The organism is Aeromicrobium panaciterrae (assembly GCF_031457275.1).
In the GTDB taxonomy this organism is placed as follows: Bacteria; Actinomycetota; Actinomycetes; order Propionibacteriales; family Nocardioidaceae; genus Aeromicrobium; species Aeromicrobium panaciterrae_A.
This window is the reverse complement of the sequence record NZ_JAVDWH010000001.1, coordinates 938,944-962,728: the sequence shown is the minus strand read 5'-3', so window position 1 is coordinate 962,728 and position 23,785 is coordinate 938,944. Positions and strand designations below refer to the sequence as shown.

At 64.0% G+C, this 23,785-nt stretch carries 30 protein-coding genes and 1 tRNA gene; 11 read left to right on the top strand and 20 right to left on the bottom strand.

Annotated features, from left to right (window positions below; all coding sequences use genetic code 11):
- Positions 1-57: 57 nt before the first annotated feature.
- The 3 genes from J2X11_RS05035 (at position 58) to J2X11_RS05025 (ending at position 3,596) form a co-directional block, all read left to right on the top strand.
- Complete coding sequence (locus J2X11_RS05035) at positions 58-513, top strand: MarR family winged helix-turn-helix transcriptional regulator (RefSeq protein WP_309967389.1); 456 nt, start codon at positions 58-60, stop codon at positions 511-513.
- A complete protein-coding gene (locus J2X11_RS05030; protein ID WP_309967386.1) occupies positions 510-2,048 on the top strand; it encodes an MDR family MFS transporter in 1,539 nt (512 codons plus the stop codon). The genes J2X11_RS05035 and J2X11_RS05030 overlap by 4 nt, the downstream gene beginning before the upstream one ends.
- Positions 2,049-2,132: 84 nt before the next feature.
- On the top strand, positions 2,133-3,596 hold the full coding sequence (locus tag J2X11_RS05025; RefSeq protein ID WP_309967383.1) for an FAD-dependent oxidoreductase: 1,464 nt from the start codon (positions 2,133-2,135) through the stop codon (positions 3,594-3,596).
- Here J2X11_RS05025 and J2X11_RS05020 read toward each other — a convergent pair.
- Together J2X11_RS05020 and J2X11_RS05015 are read right to left on the bottom strand one after the other, a co-directional pair.
- Positions 3,593-3,925, bottom strand: coding sequence for an MmcQ/YjbR family DNA-binding protein (locus J2X11_RS05020; protein WP_309967380.1), 333 nt, complete (start codon positions 3,923-3,925; stop codon positions 3,593-3,595). The two genes, J2X11_RS05025 and J2X11_RS05020, sit on opposite strands and share 4 nt — an antisense overlap.
- Complete coding sequence (locus J2X11_RS05015) at positions 3,922-5,016, bottom strand: AI-2E family transporter (protein ID WP_309967377.1); 1,095 nt, start codon at positions 5,014-5,016, stop codon at positions 3,922-3,924. Before J2X11_RS05015 ends, J2X11_RS05020 begins: the two co-directional genes overlap by 4 nt.
- 92 nt (positions 5,017-5,108) lie before the next feature.
- On the opposite strand from J2X11_RS05015, the gene msrA reads away from it, so the two are divergent.
- The 3 genes from msrA to J2X11_RS05000 are packed head-to-tail and all read left to right on the top strand — an operon-like array spanning position 5,109 to position 6,519.
- Entirely contained in the window at positions 5,109-5,744 is a 636-nt protein-coding gene (msrA, locus tag J2X11_RS05010) for a peptide-methionine (S)-S-oxide reductase MsrA (protein WP_309967374.1), read from the top strand.
- A 16-nt stretch (positions 5,745-5,760) separates the two neighbouring features.
- Positions 5,761-6,129 (top strand): nuclear transport factor 2 family protein, encoded by a 369-nt coding sequence (locus J2X11_RS05005; protein ID WP_309967371.1) that lies wholly within the window; start codon positions 5,761-5,763, stop codon positions 6,127-6,129.
- Between the two features lie 9 nt (positions 6,130-6,138).
- Entirely contained in the window at positions 6,139-6,519 is a 381-nt protein-coding gene (locus J2X11_RS05000; RefSeq protein WP_309967367.1) for a YciI family protein, read from the top strand.
- 2 nt (positions 6,520-6,521) lie between these two features.
- Here J2X11_RS05000 and J2X11_RS04995 read toward each other — a convergent pair whose 3' ends face one another.
- Entirely contained in the window at positions 6,522-7,322 is an 801-nt protein-coding gene (locus tag J2X11_RS04995; protein WP_309967364.1) for an SDR family NAD(P)-dependent oxidoreductase, read from the bottom strand.
- 28 nt (positions 7,323-7,350) lie between these two features.
- Entirely contained in the window at positions 7,351-8,772 is a 1,422-nt protein-coding gene (locus tag J2X11_RS04990; protein ID WP_309967361.1) for a cytochrome P450, read from the bottom strand.
- A gap of 93 nt (positions 8,773-8,865) precedes the next feature.
- On the opposite strand from J2X11_RS04990, the gene J2X11_RS04985 reads away from it, so the two are divergent.
- On the top strand, positions 8,866-9,483 hold the full coding sequence (locus J2X11_RS04985) for a TetR/AcrR family transcriptional regulator (protein ID WP_309967358.1): 618 nt from the start codon (positions 8,866-8,868) through the stop codon (positions 9,481-9,483).
- Here the strand turns inward: J2X11_RS04985 and J2X11_RS04980 are convergent.
- The 4 genes from J2X11_RS04980 to J2X11_RS04965 all read right to left on the bottom strand — a co-directional run bounded on the left by J2X11_RS04980 (position 9,480) and on the right by J2X11_RS04965 (position 12,796).
- Positions 9,480-10,229, bottom strand: a complete 750-nt coding sequence (locus tag J2X11_RS04980) for a helix-turn-helix domain-containing protein (protein WP_309967355.1) — start codon at positions 10,227-10,229, stop codon at positions 9,480-9,482. The two genes, J2X11_RS04985 and J2X11_RS04980, sit on opposite strands and share 4 nt — an antisense overlap.
- 40 nt (positions 10,230-10,269) lie before the next feature.
- Positions 10,270-11,088 carry an SDR family NAD(P)-dependent oxidoreductase gene (locus J2X11_RS04975; RefSeq protein WP_309967353.1) on the bottom strand — a complete coding sequence of 273 codons (819 nt, stop codon included), beginning with the start codon at positions 11,086-11,088 and terminating at the stop codon, positions 10,270-10,272.
- A 107-nt stretch (positions 11,089-11,195) separates the two neighbouring features.
- On the bottom strand, positions 11,196-12,110 hold the full coding sequence (locus J2X11_RS04970; protein WP_309967351.1) for a pirin family protein: 915 nt from the start codon (positions 12,108-12,110) through the stop codon (positions 11,196-11,198).
- Positions 12,107-12,796 carry a tyrosine-protein phosphatase gene (locus tag J2X11_RS04965; protein WP_309967349.1) on the bottom strand — a complete coding sequence of 230 codons (690 nt, stop codon included), beginning with the start codon at positions 12,794-12,796 and terminating at the stop codon, positions 12,107-12,109. Before J2X11_RS04965 ends, J2X11_RS04970 begins: the two co-directional genes overlap by 4 nt.
- An 84-nt stretch (positions 12,797-12,880) precedes the next feature.
- Here J2X11_RS04965 and J2X11_RS04960 point away from each other — a divergent pair, with 84 nt between their 5' ends.
- Positions 12,881-13,807, top strand: coding sequence for an SGNH/GDSL hydrolase family protein (locus tag J2X11_RS04960; protein ID WP_309967347.1), 927 nt, complete (start codon positions 12,881-12,883; stop codon positions 13,805-13,807).
- A gap of 71 nt (positions 13,808-13,878) precedes the next feature.
- Here J2X11_RS04960 and J2X11_RS04955 read toward each other — a convergent pair whose 3' ends face one another.
- The 6 genes from J2X11_RS04955 to J2X11_RS04930 all read right to left on the bottom strand — a co-directional run bounded on the left by J2X11_RS04955 (position 13,879) and on the right by J2X11_RS04930 (position 17,540).
- Positions 13,879-14,724, bottom strand: a complete 846-nt coding sequence (locus J2X11_RS04955; RefSeq protein WP_309967344.1) for a Bax inhibitor-1/YccA family protein — start codon at positions 14,722-14,724, stop codon at positions 13,879-13,881.
- Between the two features lie 85 nt (positions 14,725-14,809).
- Positions 14,810-15,805, bottom strand: coding sequence for a hypothetical protein (locus J2X11_RS04950; protein ID WP_309967341.1), 996 nt, complete (start codon positions 15,803-15,805; stop codon positions 14,810-14,812).
- On the bottom strand, positions 15,802-16,122 hold the full coding sequence (locus J2X11_RS04945) for a PadR family transcriptional regulator (RefSeq protein WP_309967339.1): 321 nt from the start codon (positions 16,120-16,122) through the stop codon (positions 15,802-15,804). Before J2X11_RS04945 ends, J2X11_RS04950 begins: the two co-directional genes overlap by 4 nt.
- A 104-nt stretch (positions 16,123-16,226) precedes the next feature.
- Positions 16,227-16,463: a DUF6457 domain-containing protein gene (locus J2X11_RS04940; protein ID WP_309967337.1), complete on the bottom strand. Its 237-nt coding sequence runs from the start codon at positions 16,461-16,463 to the stop codon at positions 16,227-16,229.
- Positions 16,456-17,022: a molybdenum cofactor guanylyltransferase gene (gene mobA, locus J2X11_RS04935; RefSeq protein WP_309967334.1), complete on the bottom strand. Its 567-nt coding sequence runs from the start codon at positions 17,020-17,022 to the stop codon at positions 16,456-16,458. Before mobA ends, J2X11_RS04940 begins: the two co-directional genes overlap by 8 nt.
- Positions 17,022-17,540 (bottom strand): DinB family protein, encoded by a 519-nt coding sequence (locus J2X11_RS04930; protein WP_309967332.1) that lies wholly within the window; start codon positions 17,538-17,540, stop codon positions 17,022-17,024. The genes mobA and J2X11_RS04930 overlap by 1 nt, the downstream gene beginning before the upstream one ends.
- Before the next feature lie 19 nt (positions 17,541-17,559).
- On the opposite strand from J2X11_RS04930, the gene trmB reads away from it, so the two are divergent.
- Together trmB and J2X11_RS04920 are read left to right on the top strand one after the other, a co-directional pair.
- Complete coding sequence (trmB, locus tag J2X11_RS04925) at positions 17,560-18,273, top strand: tRNA (guanosine(46)-N7)-methyltransferase TrmB (RefSeq protein ID WP_309967329.1); 714 nt, start codon at positions 17,560-17,562, stop codon at positions 18,271-18,273.
- Between the two features lie 9 nt (positions 18,274-18,282).
- Entirely contained in the window at positions 18,283-18,690 is a 408-nt protein-coding gene (locus tag J2X11_RS04920) for a hypothetical protein (RefSeq protein WP_309967326.1), read from the top strand.
- Here the strand turns inward: J2X11_RS04920 and J2X11_RS04915 are convergent.
- Positions 18,687-19,139, bottom strand: coding sequence for a GNAT family N-acetyltransferase (locus J2X11_RS04915; protein ID WP_309967321.1), 453 nt, complete (start codon positions 19,137-19,139; stop codon positions 18,687-18,689). The two genes, J2X11_RS04920 and J2X11_RS04915, sit on opposite strands and share 4 nt — an antisense overlap.
- A 102-nt stretch (positions 19,140-19,241) precedes the next feature.
- Between J2X11_RS04915 and J2X11_RS04910 the strand changes: the two genes are divergently transcribed.
- A complete protein-coding gene (locus J2X11_RS04910) occupies positions 19,242-20,429 on the top strand; it encodes a PP2C family protein-serine/threonine phosphatase (protein WP_309967318.1) in 1,188 nt (395 codons plus the stop codon).
- A 4-nt stretch (positions 20,430-20,433) separates the two neighbouring features.
- Here the strand turns inward: J2X11_RS04910 and J2X11_RS04905 are convergent.
- The 5 genes from J2X11_RS04905 to eno all read right to left on the bottom strand — a co-directional run bounded on the left by J2X11_RS04905 (position 20,434) and on the right by eno (position 23,770).
- A tRNA-Leu gene (locus J2X11_RS04905) sits at positions 20,434-20,507 on the bottom strand.
- A gap of 5 nt (positions 20,508-20,512) precedes the next feature.
- A complete protein-coding gene (locus J2X11_RS04900) occupies positions 20,513-21,445 on the bottom strand; it encodes a Ppx/GppA phosphatase family protein (protein WP_309967314.1) in 933 nt (310 codons plus the stop codon).
- Entirely contained in the window at positions 21,438-21,935 is a 498-nt protein-coding gene (locus J2X11_RS04895) for a DUF501 domain-containing protein (protein ID WP_309967311.1), read from the bottom strand. Before J2X11_RS04895 ends, J2X11_RS04900 begins: the two co-directional genes overlap by 8 nt.
- Positions 21,932-22,489 carry an FtsB family cell division protein gene (locus tag J2X11_RS04890; RefSeq protein ID WP_309967308.1) on the bottom strand — a complete coding sequence of 186 codons (558 nt, stop codon included), beginning with the start codon at positions 22,487-22,489 and terminating at the stop codon, positions 21,932-21,934. The genes J2X11_RS04895 and J2X11_RS04890 overlap by 4 nt, the downstream gene beginning before the upstream one ends.
- A gap of 3 nt (positions 22,490-22,492) precedes the next feature.
- Positions 22,493-23,770 (bottom strand): phosphopyruvate hydratase, encoded by a 1,278-nt coding sequence (eno, locus tag J2X11_RS04885; protein ID WP_309967305.1) that lies wholly within the window; start codon positions 23,768-23,770, stop codon positions 22,493-22,495.
- Positions 23,771-23,785 lie beyond the last annotated feature (15 nt).

The following is a 23,785-nucleotide window of genomic DNA, read 5'->3' as shown; positions in this document are numbered from 1 at the left end:
GCCGAGAGCGCGTCACCAAGATTGCTTGCATGATGCACGTTGTTATATGCTTGCATCATGCAAGTAAATAACGCGGAGATCCGCACGGAGGAGCCGGCGACCGCCGAAGACGCCCTCGCTCGGCTGATGATGATGGTCGGCCGACGCTTCCGCGCCCGCCTCGACGGTGACGCCGTCGACCCCTCGCAGGCGGCTCTGCTCTACACGCTCAAGATCCGTGGCGCGCTGCGCCTCGGTGACATCGCCGAGGCCATGAAGCTCGACGCATCGACCGTCAGCCGCCACGTGCAGCAGCTCGGCGACCGCGGATTCATCGAACGCGGACCCGATCCCGAAGACGGGCGAGCCAGCATCATCAGCCTGACCGACGAAGGCAGCGCCGGGCTCACATCCTCCTTCGAGCAACGCCGCGACATCCTCGCCGAAGCCATCGCCGATTGGAACGACGAAGACCGCGAACTGCTCCGCGCCCAACTCATCCGCCTAGCAGCATCGCTCGGAGAACCCGCATGACCGACACCCAGACCAGCACAGAGCCCGTCTACTTCTCGCACCGCCAGATCCTGGTGATCCTTGCCGGCCTGATGACCGGCATGTTCCTTGCCGCCCTTGACCAGAGCATCGTCGGAACCGCGCTCCCCCGAATCACCTCCGAGCTCCATGGGCTCAACAAGCTCAGCTGGGTCGTCACGGCGTACCTGCTCGCCTCGACCGCCGCCACGCCTCTGTGGGGCAAGATCTCCGACCTGTACGGTCGCCGACTGATCTTCCAGGCAGCGATCATCACGTTCCTCGTCGGCTCGCTCTTGTGCGGCTTCGCGAGCAATATCGATCAACTCATCGCGTTCCGGGCACTCCAAGGCATCGGCGGTGGTGGCCTGATGGCCCTCGCTCTTGCCACCCTCGGCGATGTCATCCCGCCCCGCGAACGCGGTCGCTACATGGGCTACATGGGCGCCGTGTTCGGCTCAGCCAGCGTCCTCGGCCCGGTGCTCGGCGGCACGCTCGCAGATGGTCCCGGCTGGGAGTGGATCTTCTGGCTCAACGTGCCGATCGGCATCGTCGCGCTCGTCGTGACGTCATACGTTCTCAAGCTCCCCCACGTACGCCGCGAGCACACGATCGACTGGCTCGGCGCAGCCGTTCTCGTCTCGGCCGTCTCCTCGGTCTTGCTCTACACGGCCTGGGCTGGACCTGAGCACGGCTGGCTCGACTCGATGAGCCTCAGCCTGCTCGGCGGAGGACTGCTGCTTGCCGTCTTCTTCATCCTGATCGAACGACGAGCCTCCGAGCCGATTCTCCCCATGGAGCTCTTCAACAACTCGGTGTTCTCGATCACCAACGCCCTCGGCATGGTGTTCGGCATCGCGATGTTCGGCGCGATCATCTTCGTGCCGCTCTACCTGCAGATCGTGATGGGCATGTCGCCGACCAAGTCCGGACTGGGCATGGTCCCGATGGTCGCGGGCATGTTCTCGGCATCGATTCCGACCGGCAACTACGTATCCAAGACGGGCCACTACCGGTTCTTTCCGATCGCCAGCACGATTTTCGTCGCCGGCGCACTTCTCCTGCTGTCGACGCTCGATGCCGACAGCTCCTATCTGAATGTCGGCATCGGCATGTTCGCGCTCGGGTTTGGACTCGGCCTGACGATGCAGCTGCTGACCCTGATCGTGCAGAACTCGGTCGACGTACGCCACATGGGAGTCGCCACCAGCACCGTGACGTTCTTCCGCAATCTCGGTGGTGCGTTCGGTACGGCCGTGTTCGGAGCGGTGCTCAACAGCCGTCTCGCGCATCACCTCGAGACGTCGTTCGGGCCCGGAGCCGGCACATCGGTCAACACCAACGATGCGACAGCGATTCGCCACCTGCCCGAGCCGGTACGCGTCAAGGTCATCGATGCGTTTGCGTTATCGCTGCACGAGGTGTTCCTGACCGCTCTTCCGTTCGTCGGCATCGCGTTCATCCTCGCCCTGTTCATCAAGGAGCTTCCGCTGCGTTCGCGCAGCACCCCGATGCCTGCCGAGGCGACTGAACTCTAGGGGCCAGTTTTACCGTCATTTCGGGCCATTGTTGGGCTATTGCTCCAAAACTAGGCTGGGTGGCACACGTGAGCGGAGTCCGCCATGCCCAATCCACAGAATCAGTCTGAGCACTACGACCTGTGCATCATCGGCGCCGGAATCGGTGGCCTGAATGCCCTCTATGTCGCCAGCCAATACCTCAAGCCTGACCAACGAATCGCCCTGGTCGATCGCAGGGACCGGGTCGGCGGCATGTGGGTGGACACGTACGACTATGTCCGACTACATCAGCCCCACCCGTGCTTCACCACTGGCGACGTCAAATGGACCCTTGGCAAGAAGCCATCGCACCTCGCCTCCAAGACCGAGGTCCTCGACCACTTCCAGCATTGCGTCAACGAGTCCAGGAAGGGCGTCGGCGTGACCGAGCTCCTGGGCCACGAAATGGTGGAGATCGAAGAGACCGACGATGTCGTACGCGTGACCTGCCGGACCAACGACCGAACCCTGGCGACGATCACCGCCGACCACGTGATCAACGCTGCAGCGCTTGACGTAGACGCGCTGCAGCCGCTGTCACTGTCCAGTTCTCAGGTCCGTTCCGTCTCGCCAGAGACGTGCGACGTGCGTACGGGCGAGATCGCCAGCGACAACAACCCCGTCTGGGTCATCGGCAGTGGCAAGACCGGAATGGACACCGCGCACACGCTGATCACCCACCAGCCGGGTCGCGAGGTCAATCTGGTTGCCGGCACAGGCAGCTTCTTCATGAGCCGCGACCGCATGTTTCCAAGCGGGACCAAGCGTTGGTTGGGAGGTGTCAGGCCGAACTATGTCCTGACCGAGATGGCCGACCGATTCGACGGCACGAATGAGGTCGATGTCTTGAACTGGATGCGCGACACCTACGGCACCGGGCCCATTCCTCACGCCCAACATTTCTTCCTGGGTGCCTTGTCCGAGGGCGAGTCGACACGCATCCGCGACGGGCTGGGACAGGTCGTGATGGACCACCTGGTGGACGTGGTCGATCACGGTGAACATGGCGTTCAGATCCACATGCGCAAGGGAACCCCGATCGATATCGCCCCTGGGAGCTGGATCGTCAACTGCACCAGCCACTTCGTCTCCCGTGCACGCACAGAGGCCCCGTACGTTTCCGCCGGAGGGCGAGTCGTCACCATCGGGTTCAAGGGGATGTTCGGGTTCACGTCGTTCGGCGGCTACTTCCTGACCCACCTCCTTTACGCCGGCAAGCTCAGGGAGGTCCCTTTGTATGAGGCCGACGGCAACGCCATTTTGAGCCATTCGGTGCCTGCAACGGTCCTGGGCTCACTAGCGCTGACCCAATACAACTTGGGCCTCGCGTTCGACCACCTCCCGGCAAAGGTCTTCAAGGATTTCGGCCTCGACTTCGACCGGTTGTACCCCGCACCACGACGTCTGGTCGGGCAGTTGAAGTTCCTGGCTGGGCACAAGCGGAAGCGAGAGCGCTACCGGCACGCGCTCGACACGCTCGGTGAGCGATTCGACGTACATGTAGGCCCCGTGATCAAGACAAGCTAGGGCTTGTCGCGTGCCGGGAGCTTGTCGACGATCAGGTCGTACGAGTCCTCGATCAGCTCTTCGAGCAGCCCTTCGGGCAGCGATCCGTCGAGCTGTACGGTCACCCAGTGCTTCTTGTTCATGTGATAGCCGCGCGTGATCGAGTCGTACGTGTCGACGAGTCCCGTGACGTCGGCCGGCTCGGCCTTGAGGTTGATACTTGTAGCCCTGTCGACCCCGGTGAGCGCGAAGATCTTGCCGCCTACGCGGTAGACGGCGGTCTCCTCGCCGAACGGGAACGTCAGCACAGCACCCGGCAGGGCGCTGCAGAACTCGTGAACGTCCGTCATGCCGGATCTGGCTCGGGCTCGTCCTGATAGGGCTGCGCATCGTTGACCAGATGCTTGACCACACCGTTGAGGCACGCTGCCAGCGGAACGGCGATCAGTGCTCCGACGATGCCAGCGACGGCGATACCGGCGGCAATGGCCAGGATGATCGCGAGCGGGTGCACCGCGACGAGCTTGCCCATGAGGAACGGCTGAAGTACGTGCGACTCGATCTGCTGCACCGCGATCACGACTGCCAGCATGATCAGCGCGACGACTGGTCCCTGTGCGACCAGCGCTACAAGGACCGCCACCATGCCGGACGCGAGCGCACCGACAATCGGTATGAACGCACCAAGGAACACCAGCACGCCGATCGCGAAGGTGAGTGGAACCCCGAGCACCCATGCGCCAAACGCGATACCCATTGCGTCGACCAGAGCCACGAAGATCGTCGCGCGTACGAATGCCGTGAGCGAGGCCCACGCGGTCTGGCCCGAAGAGTGCACTTTGTCGCGCGCCGCCTTGGGGAAGAGCGCGACGACCCAGCTCCAGATGCGCTCGCCTTCGTACAGGAAGAAGAACGAGGCGAACAGCGCGATGAAGAATCCGGCGACGAGGTGGGTGAGCGTCGTACCGACATTCGACGCCGTCGTGAAGATCGACGTATCGCTGTTGGTGATCGAGGACTTGGCCCTGTCGATCCAATCCTGGATCTGAGTGTCCGTGAGGTTGAGCGGCCCCGTTTTGGCCCAGTCCTGAATCTGGTCGATGCCCTCAACAACATTGGACTTGAGGTCCGAGACCTGGGTCGCCAGCTGCGATCCCACGAGTGCCAGCATCCCGAACAATCCGGCCAGCATGCTCAAGACAACCGAGGCCGTCGCCGCAATGCGGGGCAGGCCTTTCTTCTCCAGCCAATCGACCGCTCCGACGGTGAGCGCGGTGCCGAGGATGGCTACGGCGATCGGCACGGTGATTTCGGAGAAGTAGCGCAGCAGCCAGATGCCGACAAAGCCGGCGGCGGCGATGACGAGCAGCCGCCACGACCACTGGGTCGCGATCTCCACACCAGCGGGAATCTCAGTGCGCTTGGGTTGACTCTTGGCCACACACGGAGCCTATGGCATTGGAGGGAACATCAGCCGTCGTCCGCGTGTTGTTACAGACCCCATCCGTAAACTTGTAGTGAGAGGTGGCACCCATGATCTTCAACCTGAACAAGTCCGAGATCCCGACTGCCGACAAGGCGCTTCCCGGTCGTTCGGGCCGTCCCTACCAAGTCGGCGGCACCCACCTGACACTTGGCAATCCGGTCGAGACCCAGGCTCCTGAGGGCTTCGGCGTCGCGGTGTTCGGACTCGGCTGCTTCTGGGGCGAGGAGAAGACGTTCTGGGAAGTGCCAGGCGTCTGGTCGACCTCCGTTGGCTACGCCGGCGGCACCACGCCCAACCCCACGTACGAAGAGGTCTGCACCGGTCGCACCGGCCACGCTGAGGTCGTACGCGTCATCTTCGATCCGTCGAAGGTGACCTACCAGCAACTGCTCGAAGTGTTCTGGGAGAACCACGATCCGACGCAGGGCATGCGCCAGGGCAACGACCGCGGCACGCAGTACCGCTCGGTCATCCTCACGACGACACCCGAGCATCAAGAGCAGGCCGAGGCGTCACGCGCGGCGTACCAGGTCAAGATGACCTCCGCCGGCTACGGCGAGATCACCACATCGATCCTGCCGCTGGACACCTACTACTACGCCGACGACTACCACCAGCAGTACTTGGTGAAGAACCCGTACGGCTACTGCCCCTTGCACGCCACCGGCGTCTCGTATGCCTGACCAATCACCTAGCGGTGTGGCTCGGCGCGCGATGGGCGCCGTGGAACAGGGCTCCCGCGAAGAATGGATCAACCTGTTCGCCGCCGACGCCACCCTTGAGGACCCGGTAGACGGCTCGCCCGGGCTGACCGGCACGGACGCGATCGCCAACTTCTGGGACACGAGCATTGCGATGTTCGAGGCCGTTCAGTTCGACGTGCGCCGCATCCACGAAGCGCCAGGCGAGGCTGTCGTTCTCGCCGAGATCTCGATCCGTACGCCGGGCGGGGAGTCGGCCCAATACGACGCGGCGATCCACTACCGAGTCGACGACAGCGGCGACATCTCGCACCTGAGGGCGTTCTGGGATCTGCCAGACGTCATGCAACAGCTTTCCGCGACCTAAGATCCGTTCATGGCACGCGATCCCAACGTTCCCGACGAGTTCAACGTCTACACGCTGGTGATCTTGCGACGCCCCGCCGATTCGCCGAATCTGCCCGAGGAAGAGCTCGATCGGCTTCAGTCTCTGCACCTTGCTCACCGAGCCGAACTGCGGGAACAGGGTCTGATTGTCGCGAACGGACCGTTCCTTGAGCAGAGTGACGAGTCCCTCCGTGGCATGTCGATCTTCACCTGCGATCTCGTCGAGGCAGCACGCCTCAACGAGCTCGACCCACTGGTGATCGCCGGACGGCTCGCGTACGAGGTCATGGAGTGGTGGATCGCGGCAGACACACTCGCGTTCCCCAGCGGGAACGCTCCAGAAGACCGCCGCTCACTGCCCGAAGACTGAGATCAGCGTTTGGCGCGTTGGCCTTCGACCATGGTCTCGAAGATCTTGTGACCGCCGAGTCGCTTCTGGACGTTGCTGCCGACTCCAGGGAATACCGAGGCGACTGCCGTACCTGCGCGGAGCTCGACCGGTGCAACGACGACCTCACCCTTGTTGCGCTTGATCGCTTTGACGACCTTCTTGGCAACTTGCTGGGGTGAGACCGTACGCACTCCGGGAGGCAGCTTGCCGTCCGCTTCGATGAACATCCCAGCTTCGCGTACAAATCCTGGCTCGACGATCGAGACACCGACATTCGCAGAGGCCAGGTCCTCCCGCAGCGCCAAGGAGAACCCACGCAGTCCGAACTTCGTAGCGTTGTACATCGACGCGCCGGCTGAGGCAGCTTTGCCGGCCACCGAGCCAATCAGGACGATGTGGCCGTGCCCGCGCTCGCTCATGCCTGCTGCGCTCTCACGAGCCATCAGGATCGGCACCGTCAGGTTGACCGAGACGTTACGGAGGATCTGCTCCTGTGTGTACTCGAGCAGCAATCCCGAAGCGGGAAGCGCGGCATTCGCAACGAGGATGTCGAGTGGGCCCGCTTCTTTGAGCAGCCGAGCCACGTCGTCGAGATCAGCCAAGTCCGCGATGACGACCTGCGCTCCGAGTTCCTTGGCCAATGGCTCGAGGATCTCCGCGCGACGGCCGCTGAGCACGAGCTCGGCACCTTCTGCGTGAAGAGCGCGAGCGATCTCCTGGCCAATGCCGCCGGTTGCTCCGGTGACGAGCGCGCGGGCGCCCTTGATGGTCTGACGAGTCATCGTCGTCCTCTCGTACGGGTTGGAAGGGTCATACGACGCTTGGCTCACGCACCACGGCAGGTACCCGCGGGGTCAGCGTGAGCTCGAAGCCCCTGGGCATCAGCGTCAGTCGCTCGGCAATGTCGAGCTCGTAATTGGGGTCAGCGGCGATGTCATAGCGATGCAGCATGCGCGCCAAGACCAGGATCGCCTCGTGCAGGGCGAACTGTCTGCCGATGCACGAGCGCTCGCCCGTGCCGAACGGCTTGTACGAGTGGGGCTGGCGTCCACGAGCGTTCTCGGCGACGAACCGGTCCGGATCGAACTGGTCGGCGTCTTCACCCCACACCGCCTTGTCGCGATGCATCATCGGCAGGATGACGATGGCCCAGTCCTCGGGCCGCATCGTGTGGCCAGTGCTGAGGACAGTCGTCTCGCGCGGGCTGCGTGCGAACGCGGGAGCCGTCGGCCACAGTCGCAGACCCTCGTCGAGCACTCGACGCAAGTAGCGGAATTTTGCGACCTGCTCGAAAGTCGGCTCGACGTCACGGTCAGGGCCAAGGATCTGGTCGACCTCGGCCTGCGCCTTGGCGAGGATCTCGGGGTTCTGCGCGATGTAGTAGAGCGCGAACGACAGCGCACCGGACGTCGTCTCGTGTCCGGCGACGAGGAACGTCAGGATCTGATGGCGGATGTTGACGTCATCAAGCCGAGCCCCGGTCTCGGGATGCGGAGTGTGCAGCATGATGCCGAGGAGGTCGCTCTCGTCGACTTCACCAGCGCGACGCTCGGCGATGATGCCGTCTAGCAGCTGGTCGACGTACGCGAGGTGGTGCGCGTTCTTCTTGTCGATCCGCTTGGAGAGCAACGACGCACCTGGCATCGCGTTGAGCGACCCCTTGCGTTGACCCGCCTTGAGCGCGGCAATCATCGCCGGGATGAACGGGTGCGGCTCGCTTCGGCTGAATGAGCCGAAGTCGGTGCTGAACGCCGTACGACTGATGGTCTCCATAGTCAGCTTGGTCATGTCGGCTGATACGTCGACCGGCTTGCCATGCGAGTCCCACAGATCGAACAACTCCTGCGCGGCGGCCAGCATGATCGGGTGATAGCTCTGCATCGCCGCCTTCGTGAATGCCGGGCGAAGCAGGTCATGGGCGAGGGCCCAGTTGGTGTCATCGTTGTAGGCCGTGAACAGGCCCTCCCCGGCGAACTCCCGCAGCGCAACGAGCGCCGGCGAAAGCCCTTTGACGAACCGCGACTCGTCACACATCTCGGCCGCAAGCTCGGCTCCCGTGACGAACACGAACTTCTGGTCGAAGATGTGCATCTCGAAGATCGGGCCGAGGTCGGCGGCGCGGCGCATGGTGCTCTGCAGCGGAGCGTTCACATCTGCGCCAAGTACGTCACCGATGACTGGCTTGCGGCCCACAGGATGCGGGAAGGTCTGGCCGCCCCAGTCGTTGCGCATGCTGTGCTCCTTGTGAAGCCGGGCTCCTATTGAACCGAGATTTAGTAGTTTCAGCCTAGCCCGTGCTGAACCGAAGTCAAGTAGTCTTGGCATATGGCCACCCGTACGCGACTCAGCCGCGAAGCACGCCAGGACCAGCTGCTCGACCTTGGCGCCGAGTTGTTCGCCGACAAGTCGTACGAGGACGTCCACATCGAGCTGCTGGCCGAGGAGGCTGGCGTCTCCCGCGGCCTGCTCTATCACTACTTCCCGACCAAGCGAGCGTTCTTCGCCGCCATGGTCCGCCGCGAGTCCGGGCGTATGTCTGAGCTGACCAAGCCCGATCCGGCGCTCCCGATCCTCGAGCAGCTGAACCAAGGCATCGAGATCTATCTCGAGTACTGCGAGAGCCACAAAATGGGAGTGAAGGCCGTATTCCATGGCGGCGCGTCCGCCGACCCCGAGATCCAGGCGATCATCGAAGACGACATACGCGTGCAGAGCGAACGCATCCTCGACGCCGTCGAACCAGTACGCGAGCCGTCACCGCTGGCCAAGATCGCCGTACGCAGCTGGCTGCAGTTCCTGCGCAGCGCAACGCACGAATGGCTCGACACCACCGACATCAAGCGCGACGAGATCCGCGAGCTGGCTGCTCAGACGCTCGTGGCCACACTGCTCGCGCTCCCCGAGGCCTCACGCCCATCGGGTGTCGCCGAGCTCTTGGGCTAACTGCCTGCTGCAAATGCCGCCATGATCGACAGCCGGTCGGCCCCCGGCTCAGTGGCGGCAACCAGCAGTCTCTCGCACAGGTCGAGCTCGGCATCGATCCTGGTCAGCGGACCCAACACCGACAACGACATCGGTGTCGACATGCCCTCGATGTTCCAGACCTTGGCGACACAGCCATACGACGGGTCAGCGCGACCCCGGTCGACGACGATCGAGCCGTCTCTCGCGGTGGCGACATCCTGCTTGAGTTGGTCTGCTCCCGAGATGGCCCCCGGGCTGAACACCGAGAGGTCCGCGGCATCGACAACGGCGTCAGCATCCGCGGGAGGCAGCGCCGCCAACAGGCACAAGCCGCTGACCGTGACGTACGTCGGGTAGCGGCTGCCATCTGCCGCGATGACTGGCATGCCTGTGCCCTGAGAGGCAGCCATGATGGCTTGCTGCTCCCCGTACAGCTGGGTGGCGAAACACGACATCATCGTGATCCCGCCGACGATGCGGACGATCTCGTTCGCGCGGTTGACCGCTTCGCGCTGAGGTGTGGCGCCGCCAAGCGTCAGCGACTTCGCTCCAAGCGAGACCTTGTCGCCATCACGGAACAGCCATCCGGCCTCGACGAGGGCTTTGACCGTACGGGACACACTCGCCTTGTCGAAGCCCGTACGGCGAGCGAGTTCGGACACACCGACCTCGCCCATACCGACCGCTTCGAGGAGATCAAGCCCTCGAAGCACCGAAACCGCCATGGCCGAATCCTACTCGGGCCAGACCAGACGGAATCGGTCGCTAAAGGCCGTTGCGCTTGCTGAACGCGGCAACGCCGCGGGCGTAGCGCGGACCGGTGAGCCGTACGAACTTGTCGAGCACCCAGGCATCCGCACCGATGAGTACGCGAGCCTTGTTCTTCTCGACACCCTTGAGAATGATGTTGGCTGCCTTGGCTGGCGACATCCGCGCCAGTTTGTCGAACTGCTTCGCGAGCTGGTCGTGGTCAACGCCCTCAACCTGCTCCTGCTTCTTGGCGATATTGGTCTTGATGCCGCCTGGGTGAACACAGGTGACCTTGACCGGGCGCTTGTTGAGGATCATCTCCATGCGCAGCGCCTCGGTGAATCCTCGTACGGCGAACTTGGCCGCGTTGTACGCACCCTGCGTCGGCACGGAGAACAGGCCGAAGATGCTCGAGATGTTGATGATGTGGCCATCGCCGGACTCGACGAGGTGCGGGAGGAATGCCTTCGTACCGCTGACGACGCCCCAGAAATCGACATCCATGACGCGGTCGATGTCCTTGAACGACATCTCCTCGATGTTGCCTGTGAACGCGATGCCGGCGTTGTTGAAGACCAGGTTGACCTTGCCGTAGTGCGCGGCGACTCCATCGGCGTAGGCGAGAACCAGCTCGCGCTGAGACACATCGAGGTGATCGGCCTTGACGTCCGCTCCCTCAGCCTTGACCAGCGCTTCAGTCTCGGCGAGTCCGACCGTGTCGACATCACAGATGGCGAGCTTGGCGCCGCGGCGGGCGAGCTCGACGGACAGGGCCCGACCAATGCCGGAGCCTGCTCCGGTGACGACGGCGACCTTGCCAGTGAAGTGAGTCATTGCCATTCCATTCGGGTTGGGGACGTCTCAAGTTTCAGATACTGACAGTATCTGAAACTTGGTCGGCGCGGAACCCCGTGTGACGCATCCCTTGAATCAGGGCGCGCTCAGAGCGTTCGGCGTCGCGGCGTGAGACGCACATTCGGCATTGGCGGCGCCGGAATTCGTACGCCGTCGTGCCCGTCGACGAAGCCGAAGCGCTCGCTCTCGGCCTCCCAGTCGTTGCGTGCCTCGACAATGTCTTCGTGCGTACGACCGATGAAGTTCCACCACATCAGCAGCTGCTCGGTGAACGGCTCTCCGCCGATGAGCAGCACGATCGTGTCGGTACGTACGTCGATCGTCACTTCCCTGCGGCCTGGTTCGAAGTAGTACATCTCTCGATGACCGACGTCGATGTGCTCATCCACGATGACCATGCCATCCACCGCGAGGATCGCGTGCTCAAAGCCCGGCTCCAGAGGGATGCGGGACCGTCCCGGGCCGAGCCGCAACTCGACGCCAACGATCGGCGAATAGGTCGTGGCTGGCGACTTCGCGCCCTCGAACTCGCCCATCATGACCGTGGCTTGCCAACCCTCCCGCTCAACTCGCGGAAGATTGGCGTGGTGCTCAAAGTTCGAAGGACCGAGTCGACGACTGTTGGGCAGGGCGACCCACAGCTGGAGCCCGTGCATCACGGTCGGCTTGGTACCGACAGACAACTCGGAGTGAGAGACGCCATCGCCCGAGGTCATCAGGTTCAGCTCACCAGGCTTGAGCACGACATCGCTGCCGCGACTGTCTCGGTGCCGGATCTCACCGACCAGCGGCCACGTAACGGTCTGCAGGCCCGTATGTGGGTGCGGCATGACCTCCATACGCGAGAACGTTGGTCCGAACTGATCCACGAAGCACCAAGGCCCGACGGTCGGCAATCCACGCAGTGGAAGCGTCCGGTGCACCGACAGTCCCCGGACACCGCCGAGCGGAACGATGCGGGATTCCACGAGGCGATCTCGCACTCCCGGTGTCGCGCTCATCGAACCAGAGTACGGCGCAGCTGAGCGATGAGTTCATCGTCGCCGCCGATGCTTCGGAACCAGCCCTGAACTCCGTCTTCGTGCTCATCCCACACATCCAGAACGCCGGTGATCGCCTCCGTGGACACTTCGAGGAAAGCCGCGGGCAGTGACGCGCGGTGCTTGCGGCCCGGAAGCTTGTGCAGGCGGGCGCCGATCGCCTTCGTCGAATCCTCCGTCAACTGATAGTCAGCGAGGATGTCTTCGCGGGACACGCCCACGAGCCTGAGCAGAAGGGCGACCGAGATCCCCGTGCGGTCCTTGCCCGCAGCGCAGTGGATCAGTGTCGCGCCAGATGCCAGCGAGACCTCTCGTACGAGCTCCACGAGATACATCGACGCGTGATCGAGCACCAGCAGATAGAGGCCGTGCAGGTCCTCCGGCGGCGCAAGGTCGGGGCGCAGCGCACTCAGCAACGGAAGATTGACGATGCGCGATCCCTGCTGAGCAAGCGGGTGGATCGATTCGCTCTCGCCGTCGGATCGAAGGTCGATCACCACAGCCGGGGGCCAGGCAATCCCCTCGGGCACTGCATCCTTCGCGTGCGGCATGGCGCTGCGGAGGACGCGACCGGTGAGTACTTCGCTGCCGTCGTCCGTCACGACGCCGCCCACATCTCGCAAATTGGGTACATAGTCGTGTCGCACAGGTTCACCTTATGTTGAACCAAGGTTCATTCTGACCTCGCCATATACACAATTTTCATTGTTGACCCGACGTAGATTGGAGGTATGGCACGTACACGCAAAGTCGCGACCTTCGCCCTTGGAGGCGGAGCGGTGACTTTGTCGAGCCTCTACGCGACCTTGATGGGCGAAGCGGTGCTGGCTCGACGCGCGATCGGTACGACTGACGAACGCCCGCCGGCACCAGACGGCCTCTACGGTGAGGCGCAGGCCGGACGTACGATCCGCTGTCTCGTGATCGGCGATTCCGCCGCCGTGGGCTACGGCATGACAACGTCCGACACCACGCCGGCAGGCCTGATTGGCGTCGGACTCGCACACATGCTTGACGCCCAGGTCGAAATGCGCTGCCACGCCGTGGTCGGTGCGCAGACGTCAGACCTCAAGGCCCAGCTCGAGCTCGCCAAGGACTTCAAGCCGGACGTCGCGGTCATCATCGTTGGCACCAACGACGTTACGCACCGCGTGCCACCACGCACATCGGCACGCCGACTTGCCGATGTCGTCACCCAGCTGACCAACGACGGGTGCGAGGTTGTCGTTGGCACCTGTCCCGATCTCGGCACCGTGCGACCGATCCTCCCGCCTCTGCGCCAGGTGGCGATGCACTGGAGCCGCCGCCTCGCCCGCCAGCAGACCATGGCCGTCGTCGGCGCGGGCGGTCGTGCCGTTTCGTTGGGCGACCTGCTTGGCGGACTGTTCCGGGAGCAGCTGGACGCGATGTTTGGGGACGACCGTTTTCACCCATCGGCTGCGGGCTACGCCAACATGGTCTCGGTGCTCATACCTGCTGTCGCCGCATCGCTCCACGATCCAGAACAGGAATTCCTCGACTCTGGCCAGCCCCGCGATGTCATGTCGCTCAGCGACGCCGCGACTCAGGCTGCGGAGCAGCCGGGCACACAGGTCGTACGCAACGGTCGCTTCGCCAGCGTGCTGCGTCGCCGACGCCTCGTACTCACCAGGTCCTAACGCGCAGCGCCCCTACAAAGCAAAGAATGGCCGGCCCCGAAGGGACCGGCCATTCTTGTCTTGCTTGAGTATCAGTCGCCACGCAGGATCGCGAGGATGCGCAGCAGCTCGATGTAGAGCCACACCAGCGTGACGGTCAGACCGAACGCTGCACGCCAGGACTCGCGCTCCGGCAGGCCGGCAGCAATGCCGCGCTCGACGTAGTCGAAGTCCATGATCAGCATGAACACGGCCAGCACGACGGCGATCGCCGACACAACCAGTCCGAGTCCGGTGAAGCCGCGCAGGCCGCCGTTATCAAGGACGCCCGTGATGCTCAGAACGAAGTTGATCAGCATGACGCCGACGAAGCTGAAGATCGCAATCGTCATGACCTTGCGGAACTTGTCGGTCACCTGGATGTTGAAGAACTTGTAGGCGAACAGAGTTCCACCGAAGGCGACGATCGTCGCGAGGATTGCCTGGAACACGACCGTCGGATCGCCGACATAGCTCGCGACGACCTTGGAGAACGCGCCAACGAACACACCTTCGACGACCGCGTATGCGATGACGAGTGGCGGGCTGATGACCTTCTTGAACGAGTTGACCAGTGACAGGACGAGACCGATGATGGCGCCGCCCATGGCGAAGAGGAACGCCTTGCCGTAGGCCGCATCGTCTGCGGTGACGTCACCGGAGTTGAGGTTGCCGATGGCAAACCAGGTGATGGCCGCTGCGATGGCGAGGAGGCCGAGCGAGATCGCTGTCTTCTCCACGACGTTGTCGAGCGTCATACGGCCGGTGCCGCGACCCGTGTGGGTGGGCGAACCTTCGCCGTTCAGGTCGATCTGCCACTGCGACGGATCGCTGGCAGTGGCGGTGCCCTTGCCATTGAACTCGGCGCTGCGAGCAAAGACGGGGTTACTGCTCTTCATGTTTCCCTCCGTGGGATATCGACTCCGCTATGGAGTCGGTACTTTCACTGTATACAACGCCTGAGCACCCGTGTTTGCTCCCGATTTAGGGTGTCGGCTTTGCACCCTTCGGAGCAGGCATCAAGGCGGGAACCTTGACGAATGGAGAGGTCGGCGCGCTCGCCTTCTCGCCGCTGTTGAGCACGTAGCTGTTCGTCATCTCGTCATACGTCGTCTGCTCTTCTCGCGCCTCGCTCAGCGGGAAGACGTTCCACGCGGTGCGGCCGTTGTCGAGGATTCTCGGCAGGCGGACGATGTCGACCTCGCACGTCACGTCACACTCCGGTCCGGTGGTGTCGCTGCCCATGTTCAGCGGACGTCCCGACTGATCGAACAGCTGCACACCCGTCAGCGGGTTGCCTTTCGCGTCGAACGCGAAGATGTTGCTGACCTGTTCTCCATCGATCGATGTCCCAGAAGGCGCGGGGCTGTAGACCTCATCGACATACGAACTTTGCCAGTCGTCTGCCGCGGCCATGACCGGAAGCAGTGCGACGACCGCGAAGACGTTTCCGAGCGCGATCAGGGGCAGGGCGCGATCCGAGCGCCACTTGCCACGCCCCCACTGCACACTGATGGCGACGAAGGCAGCCAGAACGAGGAACCACCCTGTTCCGCCGAACCAATAGCCCCGCTCGCCGCCGAAGAATGCGGCGACGAGCCAGGTCGCGAGCCAAGCGCGGAGGACCCACCAGACAGGGCGCAGTGAGACGAGGAAGTCCGCGATCCCAGCCAGCGCGGGATTGCGGCGGATGGCGATTCCAATGTCTCGCTTGGTGTCGCGGAGTCCGTCGCCGAGACCGGAGAGCAGCCCGCTCTTGACCTTCGAACGTACGGGGAGTCCTGCGGCGAGCCTGAGCTCAGCGGCATACGCGGCCGGATCGGGAAGCTCGCGCTGCAGGTCCTCGGCATACGCCTCGGCGAGGTCCGCCTCGAGGCCTTCGGTGAGGTCGTCGACCTCATCGGCCGGCAGGTCCGCCAGCGCTGCTCGTACGCCCTGGGCGAATGTTGCGATCTCGGGGGTGACAGTCGACGTGGTCATGATGCCTCCAGCAAGTTGTTCATGGTGGTTGAGAACTCGTTCCAGACCTTGCGCTGCACATCGAGCATCGCTCGCCCCTGTGCGTTGATGCCGTAGTACTTGCGGTGCGGCCCTTCTTCGGACGGCACCACGTACGAAGTCAGCGCGCCAGCTGTGTAGAGCCGCCGCAGCGTGCCGTAAACCGAGGCGTCGCCGACCTCTTCAAGACCGCCCGCACGCAATCTGCGTACGACGTCGTAGCCATATCCGTCTTCGTCCTCGACGACGGCAAGAACCGCCACGTCGAGTACTCCCTTGAGTAGCTGAGTCGCATCCATGGATGCGACAGTACCACGCAGTACGCACTAGTGCGGGTTTCGATACACCGCGCGTTCCTCGCGGCACTCGACCACCGAGGTCTTCAGCGTGTTGAACTGACCGATCAGCGCGTCTCGCAGACGGCAGTCGCTCGAGCGATGGCGTCGCGGACGTCGTCGGCAGATCCCCCAGCCTGACCGGCGGCGAGCCCGGCAAGGAACGTCGTCAACGGCGCTGCGGGGCGTACGACGTTGTGCGCTGCGACCGACGCGAGATCGAGGACGGCGTCGACATCGAGGACGAGACCGCTGAGGCCGAGCTCCTCCGCAACGTGCGCAGCCCAGTCGTCGAGCTCAGTCATCACGGTCTCCGTTCTGCCCGTACTCCAAGGCACGATCACGATCGTTCCACGTATCGATGTCGAGGGTCGATCGAATGGATACGGCGACTTCGACGAGGTCGAGGGGTGACAGGAGCGCGCGCAGTGACAGGTCAGTCAGCGAGGACTGGGCCGCCACGGCTTGCCTGAGGGCGTCGGCACTGATGACGCTCATCAGCTGCTGGCGGTGTCCGACTGCGTCAACGGCGATCACGCCGTCACCAGTCACGGCATCGAGGAGCACCGGGATCGCGTCAGCCAAGAAGGGCTGGTCGACCCCGGCGAGCAAGACATACGGCGATGTCACTTCGGCAAGCCCGCTGCCGACTGCTGCGGCCGGGCCAGCGAACCGAGGCTCCTCCTGGACGACGATCGCGCCCGGCGCATCGGCTTCACCCACGACGACAATCTGTGTCGCTCCGGCGACGGCTTCGAGCACACGTGAGAGCAGCGTGGCGCCATCAAGCTCGAGCGATGCCTTGTCGACACCGCCGAGCCGAGAACCGCGACCGCCAGCGAGCACGATCGCATCCCACTGCATCAGGCGTGTACGTCGTGCAGGTGGTGGACGATGTCATGCATGAAGTACTGACCCAGCGTCGAAGCCGTGAAGGTTGAGCCGTCGCTACGACGGCCGGTGCGATCCCACGAATCCGCGGCGACGTTGTCGAAGACGCGCGCGATCACATCGCCGGCGGCCACGAGCTCCTCGGCGACAGCGACAGGATCCTGCGACGCGTAGTCATGCTCGATCGCCGTCACGTCCTGATCCCAGTTGGCGAACAGCGGATCGTCCTGATCAAGCATCAGCTCCACGCGCTCCGCGAAGAGCACGTACACATCGCGTACGTGGCACGCGTACTCGAGCGGCGACCAGACGTCAGGTGACGGACGTTCGCGCACGTCGGGACGGGTCAGGACCGCCTCCCAGCGCGGTAGATCGGCACGCACCTGCGCACCGATCTCAACGGGGACGACGTCACTCGCAGTCAGGCCGCACTCGGGGCACTGCTGCGAAAGGACCCAGGTCCAGTCCTTGGTGTCAGGTTCGATGCTCACGGCGTCTACGCTAACCGTCGTGGAGTCACCTGCCTATCGCACCAGCCCGGTGTCCTTCACCCGACGAGGTGGGCGCCTCACCGAGCGTCAGCAGAACGCTTGGGACAAGGCCGCCGACACGTACGTGATCGATGTCCCGGGCAACGGACCGAGCACATCGGTTGATCCATCGTTCGTGCTCGATGTCCCAGCTGTGTGGGGCCGCTCCGCTCCCTTGATTGTCGAGATCGGGAGTGGCCGTGGCGAAGCGCTGGTGCACGCCGCGAAGGAACATCCTGACTTCAACTTCCTTGGCCTTGAGGTCTACGTGCCCGGCGTCGCCCAGACCCTGGTCACCGCTCTTCACGAGCGGGTCACCAACATCCGCTTGGCAGTCGTCAATGCCCCGGAGGCGCTGCAAACCATGCTGCCTGCCGGGTCCGTACGCGAGCTGCGTATCTGGTTCCCTGATCCGTGGCACAAGTCGCGCCATCACAAGCGCCGTCTGATCACTCCTGAGTTCGCGAAGCTTGTCGTGCAAGTACTCGAACCGGGCGGCACTGTGCGTCTGGCGACGGACTGGGAGGACTACGCCGAGCAGATGCTCGAGGTCGTCAATGGCGAGCCCGCGCTCGTGAGCTCTGGGACGTACGCACCCCGATTTCCGGGTCGCCCACTCACCCGGTTTGAGGTCAAGGGCATGGACGTCGACCGCGAAATTCGCGACATCAGTGCCACTACAGCCACCCCATAGGATGGACGCATGACCGAGACGAGCATCGCCGAGAAGCTCCGCATCACTGAGGGCTATGTCGTATGGGTCATCGGTCAGACGGCCGAAGAGACCGCCCTGCTCGACCCGCTGCCCGAAGGCGCTGTCGCCATCGAGGAACGTCACCAGGAAGTGGAAGACGACGAAGACTCCGAGGCCGAGCTGATCGACGGTGCTGTTCTGTTCGTCGAAAGTCACATTCAATTGGTCGACGATCTTGACGAGTTCCTGCCGCAACTGGGCTCGATCCCCGTCGTGTGGATCTGCTACCCGATCGGCGGTCGCACAGAGATCGCCGTTGAGACGATCGGCGATCTGGTTGCCGACTACGGCTGGCACACCGTCGAGCACGTCCCCCTCGACGACGCGTGGTCCGGCGTACGCCTCGAACAGGCCTAGCTCGACCTGAACCGCGTGATCCAGATGCCCGGCGGGACTTCTTCTTCCTCGACGGGCTTGAAGCCGTGCTTGATGTAGAGCTCCACGGCTGGCGCGTTGTCGCGACCCGTTGAGACCACGAGCTGACGGCCGTGGGCGTCATCGCGTACGTGAGCGAGCAGCTCGCTGGCGATTCCTCGGCGGTGCGCCGACGGACTCACCATGACTCGATCGATATCGACGTGGTCCTCGTGCTCGTGCCAGCTCACAGCTCCGAGCAGATCGACACCCTCCCACGCGGTGCACCATTGCACCCGAGGAGCGGCGAGTGCCTCGTGATCCTCCTGGAGCGGTGGCAGCCGATCGTCGCCGATCAGCGCGGCCTCAAGCGCGTACGCCTCGTGCTGGAGGCTGAGAAGCTTGGCGGCGAAGTGGGGATCGAGCGCCGGATCGGGGCACGAGAAGATCACGCTTCACTCACCCTCTCCGATTGATGCTCGCTTGGCACCAAGTATGCCGTTCAACGTGGGCCTCCTGGCACGAACGGACCACCAGCGGGTTACGTTTTGAGCATGATGCACACCGCTGGCGAGTGGGCTGCTGGATATGAGCAGTTGCGGGACGACGACGCCGAGCTGCTCTATCAGCACGCGCCGGTCGGCTACCTGACCGTCGCGCCGGACGGAGTCATCGTCAAGGTCAACCAGACGTTCCTGCGCTGGACTGGTCACACTCGCGACGACTTGATCGACCGTCGCCACTTCCCTGACCTGCTTCGTTCGGATGGCAAGGAGTACTACGAGACGCAGCTCGTTCCCCTGCTCAACCGTCAGGGCGAGGTGCGCGAGATCGCGCTCGACGTTCGTACGGCTTCGGAGGGGACACTCTCGGTGCTGGTCAACGCGACTCTTGCGCGGCACGAAGACGGCTCGCCCCGGCTGATCCGGCTTGCGGTGATGGATGCCACCGAGCGGCGCGAGTACGAACGCGAGCTGGTCCTCGCGCGACACCGAGCCGAGGTTGCCCAGGAGCAGGCTGTCGATCTCGCCCGGACGCTCCAAGACACCCTTCTACCTCCGGCCCTTCCGTCCATCCCGGGACTGGGGCTCGCGGCCGTCTACCGTCCTGCCGGCGACGGTTCGCAGATTGGCGGTGACTTCTACGACGTGTTCCAGGTCAGCCCCGACGACTGGGTCGTCGTACTCGGTGATGTCTGTGGCAAGGGCGTACGCGCAGCGGTCGTGACCTCGCTCGTACGCCACACCCTGCGCGCCGTGACGGTCATGGAGGCCGATCCGGCACGCGCACTCCATACGCTGAACGCCGTCATGCTGGAGAGCCGTGACGACGACCGGTTCTGCACTGTCATCCTCATCCGACTCACTCGCAGCGGCGGCGACTGGACCATCTCCATGGCGGCCGGCGGTCACGCTCCCCCGCTGCTCGTACGCGGTGGCGAGATCACCGACGTGCCATTCGAGCCGGGCTCACTGATGGGCGTATTCGACGACGCGGCCTACGCGTCGACGACGTTCCCGCTGCTTCCCGGTGACGCCCTGCTGCTGCACACCGACGGTTCAAGCGAGGGCCGGCGCGGGTCGTCGTTCTTCGGCGATGAGCGCCTGCGGGAGTCGGCTCGTACGCATGCGCGCACTCCCGAGCTGATGGTCAACGGCGTGCTCGCAGACGTTCTCGAGTTCCAGGACGGCATTGCCAGCGACGACATCGCTCTCGTCGCCGTGGCCGTCCAAGACGCCTAAGTAGTGCTCCCGGTGGGGGTCGAACCCACACTTTGACGATTTTAAGTCGTCTGCCTCTGCCAATTGGGCTACGGGAGCGAGGCTCAGCCTAACGGCGGCTCGACAGCCATCCAGGCGATGCCGTCGAGGATGTCCTGCTCGCTGGCGACCATCGTCTCGGTGTCGAAAGGCAGCAGCTCGAGAATGCGGTGGAGAATCAGCGCGCCCCCGCCGATGACGTCGGCACGTCCAGGGTGCATGAACGGCAGCTCGCGACGGTCGGCGACCGACATGCCCGTCAGCTCGTGGCATGCCTTACGGAGCATGTCGTGGGTGAGCTCGGCGCCATGAATGACACCGGAGTCGTACGCGTCGAGGTTTAGTGCATGGGCGACGACGGTGGTGATGGTGCCGGCGACGCCGACAAACCGCTCGACCGGCGCGAACGTGGCGATCGGTGCAATGAGCGAGTCGACGTAAGCGATGCACTCGGCCATCTCGTCAAGGGTCGGCGGATCGTTGCGCAGGAAGCGCTCGGTGAGACGCACCGAGCCGATGTCGAGCGACACCCCAGACTCCAGCTCCGAGCCAGCGCCGATCACGACCTCGGTCGACCCTCCCCCGATGTCGACGACGAGAGACCGTTTGGGAGGAAGCTCGCGGGTCGCGCCCAGGAATGTTGCCCGCGCCTCGGCCGCGCCATCGAGAACGATCGGCCGCACACCGAGAATCCCCTCAACTGCATCGCAGAATGCTTCGCCGTTCTCCGCGTCGCGTACGGCCGAAGTCGCGCAGAAGACGATCCGTTCGACCCCGAGCAGCGGGATCAGCTCGGCAAAGTCGCGGGTGGCACTCAACGTACGGCCGATCGCTTCATCCGCGAGGCGACCGGTGCGATCGACGTCCTGGCCGAGGCGAACGATCTTCATCTCACGGAGGTGATCGGTCTTTGTGTCACCTTGCAGGTCGCAGATCAGCAGCCTGATCGAGTTGGTGCCGCAGTCGAAGGCGGCAACCCTGACCCGCGGTTCAGTCATCTGCCACGGGACCGCAGCTGTTTCCGCTCCACCAGTCACCGAGCAGCACGAGCGCTTCGTCGCCGAGCGGGTTGACCCCCGGACCCTTCGCGAGCGAGTGACCGACCAGGACGTGGAGGCACTTCACGCGCGTGGGCATCCCACCAGCGGTGATGCCGTCGATCTCGGGTACGTGGCCGATAGCCTCGCGCTCGGCGAGGTAGGAGTCGTGGGCTCGTTGGTAGTGGGCAGCGAGCTCCTCGTCCTCCGCGATCCGTTCGGTCATTTCCCGCATCAGACCAGAGGCCTCGAGGGTGCCGATTTCGGCGGCCAGCCGATCGCAGGTCAGATAGAACATGGTCGGGAACGGGGTCCCGTCATCGAGCCGGGGCTCGGTCTTGACGACGTTGGGGTGGCCGGACGGACACCGCGAGGCGATCTCGAGGATCCCGCGGGGCGTACGGCCGAGCTGCTCCTCGATCGCGTCGAGGTCGGATTGATCGATCGTCATTGCTTCTTGATCACTGCGTTGGGATCTTCGGTCTTCACGGCCTTGGGTGTCTTTCCGGACTGCTTCACGCTGCCCCAGAGCTTGTCGTACCACTGCGGCGTGGTGGCCGCTGGCGGCTCGTCCAGAGTCGGTACGTCTCCGCGTACCTTGCCGTCCGTGCCGATGACTCGGTAGCCGACCTCTCCGGGCATGACCCAACCAAAGCGCGAACGCGCCTGCTGTTTCACGTAGGCAGGATCGTTCCAACGATCCTTCTCGTCCTCGAGGTCGGCGATCGCCTGCTTGCGCATCACGATCTCTGCCTTGCTCGACTGGATGTCACCGCGCTGCTCCCACCACGCATGCAGCGTCGAGGTGTAGGAGGCGACAAGCAGCAGGACGACCGACAGCAGGACGATCGCACGTGTCGTCAACTGCGGGCCACTGCCCGAGCTGACGGGCTTCTTGGCTGCAGCAGACGCTCGTGCGCTGGTGGTCTTGCGCCCACGCGATGACCCAGACGGCTCGCGCTTGGGCGGCTTCCGTCCGGGACCGCGTGGTCCACCTGTGGCCATGGGTCAGACAGCCAACCGCGGGAAGGCGGAGGCGCCGGCGTACTCAGCAGCCGATCCGAGGAGCTCTTCAATGCGCAGCAGCTGGTTGTACTTGGCCACCCGGTCGGATCGAGCCGGAGCACCAGTCTTGATCTGCCCGCAGTTGGTCGCGACGGCGAGGTCGGCGATCGTGGTGTCCTCGGTCTCGCCCGAGCGGTGGCTCATCATGCAGGAGAAGCCGTGACGGTGAGCGAGGTCGACCGAGTCGAGGGTCTCAGTGAGCGAGCCGATCTGGTTGACCTTCACCAGCAGCGCGTTGGCAGCACCCTCGGAGATGCCGCGGGTGAGGCGCTCGACGTTGGTGACGAACAGGTCGTCACCGACGATCTGCACGGAATCACCTATGTCAGTCGTCAGCGTCGTCCAGCCAGCCCAGTCGTCTTCGTCGAGCGGGTCCTCGATCGACACGATCGGGAAGTCGGCCGCGAGCTTGGCGTAGTAGGCGGACATCTCCTCGGCCGAGGTCTTCGTGCCTTCGAACGTGTAGGAGCCAGCGTCGAAGAACTCAGACGCAGCGACGTCGAGTGCGAACGCGATGTCGGTGCCAACCTTCAGGCCAGCCGCCTCGACAGCGACAGCGATGAGTTCCAGCGCGGCACGGTTGGAGTCGAGGTTGGGAGCGAAGCCACCCTCGTCGCCAAGGCCCGTGGAGAGGCCTTCCTTGTTGAGGACCGCCTTGAGCGAGTGGTAGACCTCGGCGCCCTGCTGCAGCGCCTCGGAGAACGATCCGGCGCCGATCGGCGCGATCATGAACTCCTGGATGTCGACGTTGGAGTCAGCGTGCGAGCCGCCGTTGAGGATGTTCATCATCGGAACGGGCAGCACGTGCGCGTTGGGGCCGCCGACGTACCGGAACAGCGGGAGCTTGGCGGAGTCGGCTGCAGCCTTCGCAACCGCGAGCGAGACGCCGAGGATCGCGTTGGCGCCAAGTTTGGCCTTGTTGGGGGTGCCGTCGAGCTCGAGCATCGCGAGGTCGATCTCGCGCTGGTCGTCAGCCTCGAAGCCCTTGAGGGCCGGGCCGATCTTGTCGTTGACACCGGCAACGGCCTTGAGGACGCCCTTGCCGAGGTAGCGCTTGCCGCCGTCGCGGAGCTCGACGGCCTCGAAGGCACCCGTCGATGCGCCGGAGGGCACTGCCGCGCGGCCGATCGTTCCATCGTCGAGTGCAACCTCGACCTCGACGGTCGGGTTGCCCCGTGAATCCAAGATTTCCCGTGCGCCGACGGCGTCGATGCGTGCCAAGACTGCTCCTCGATA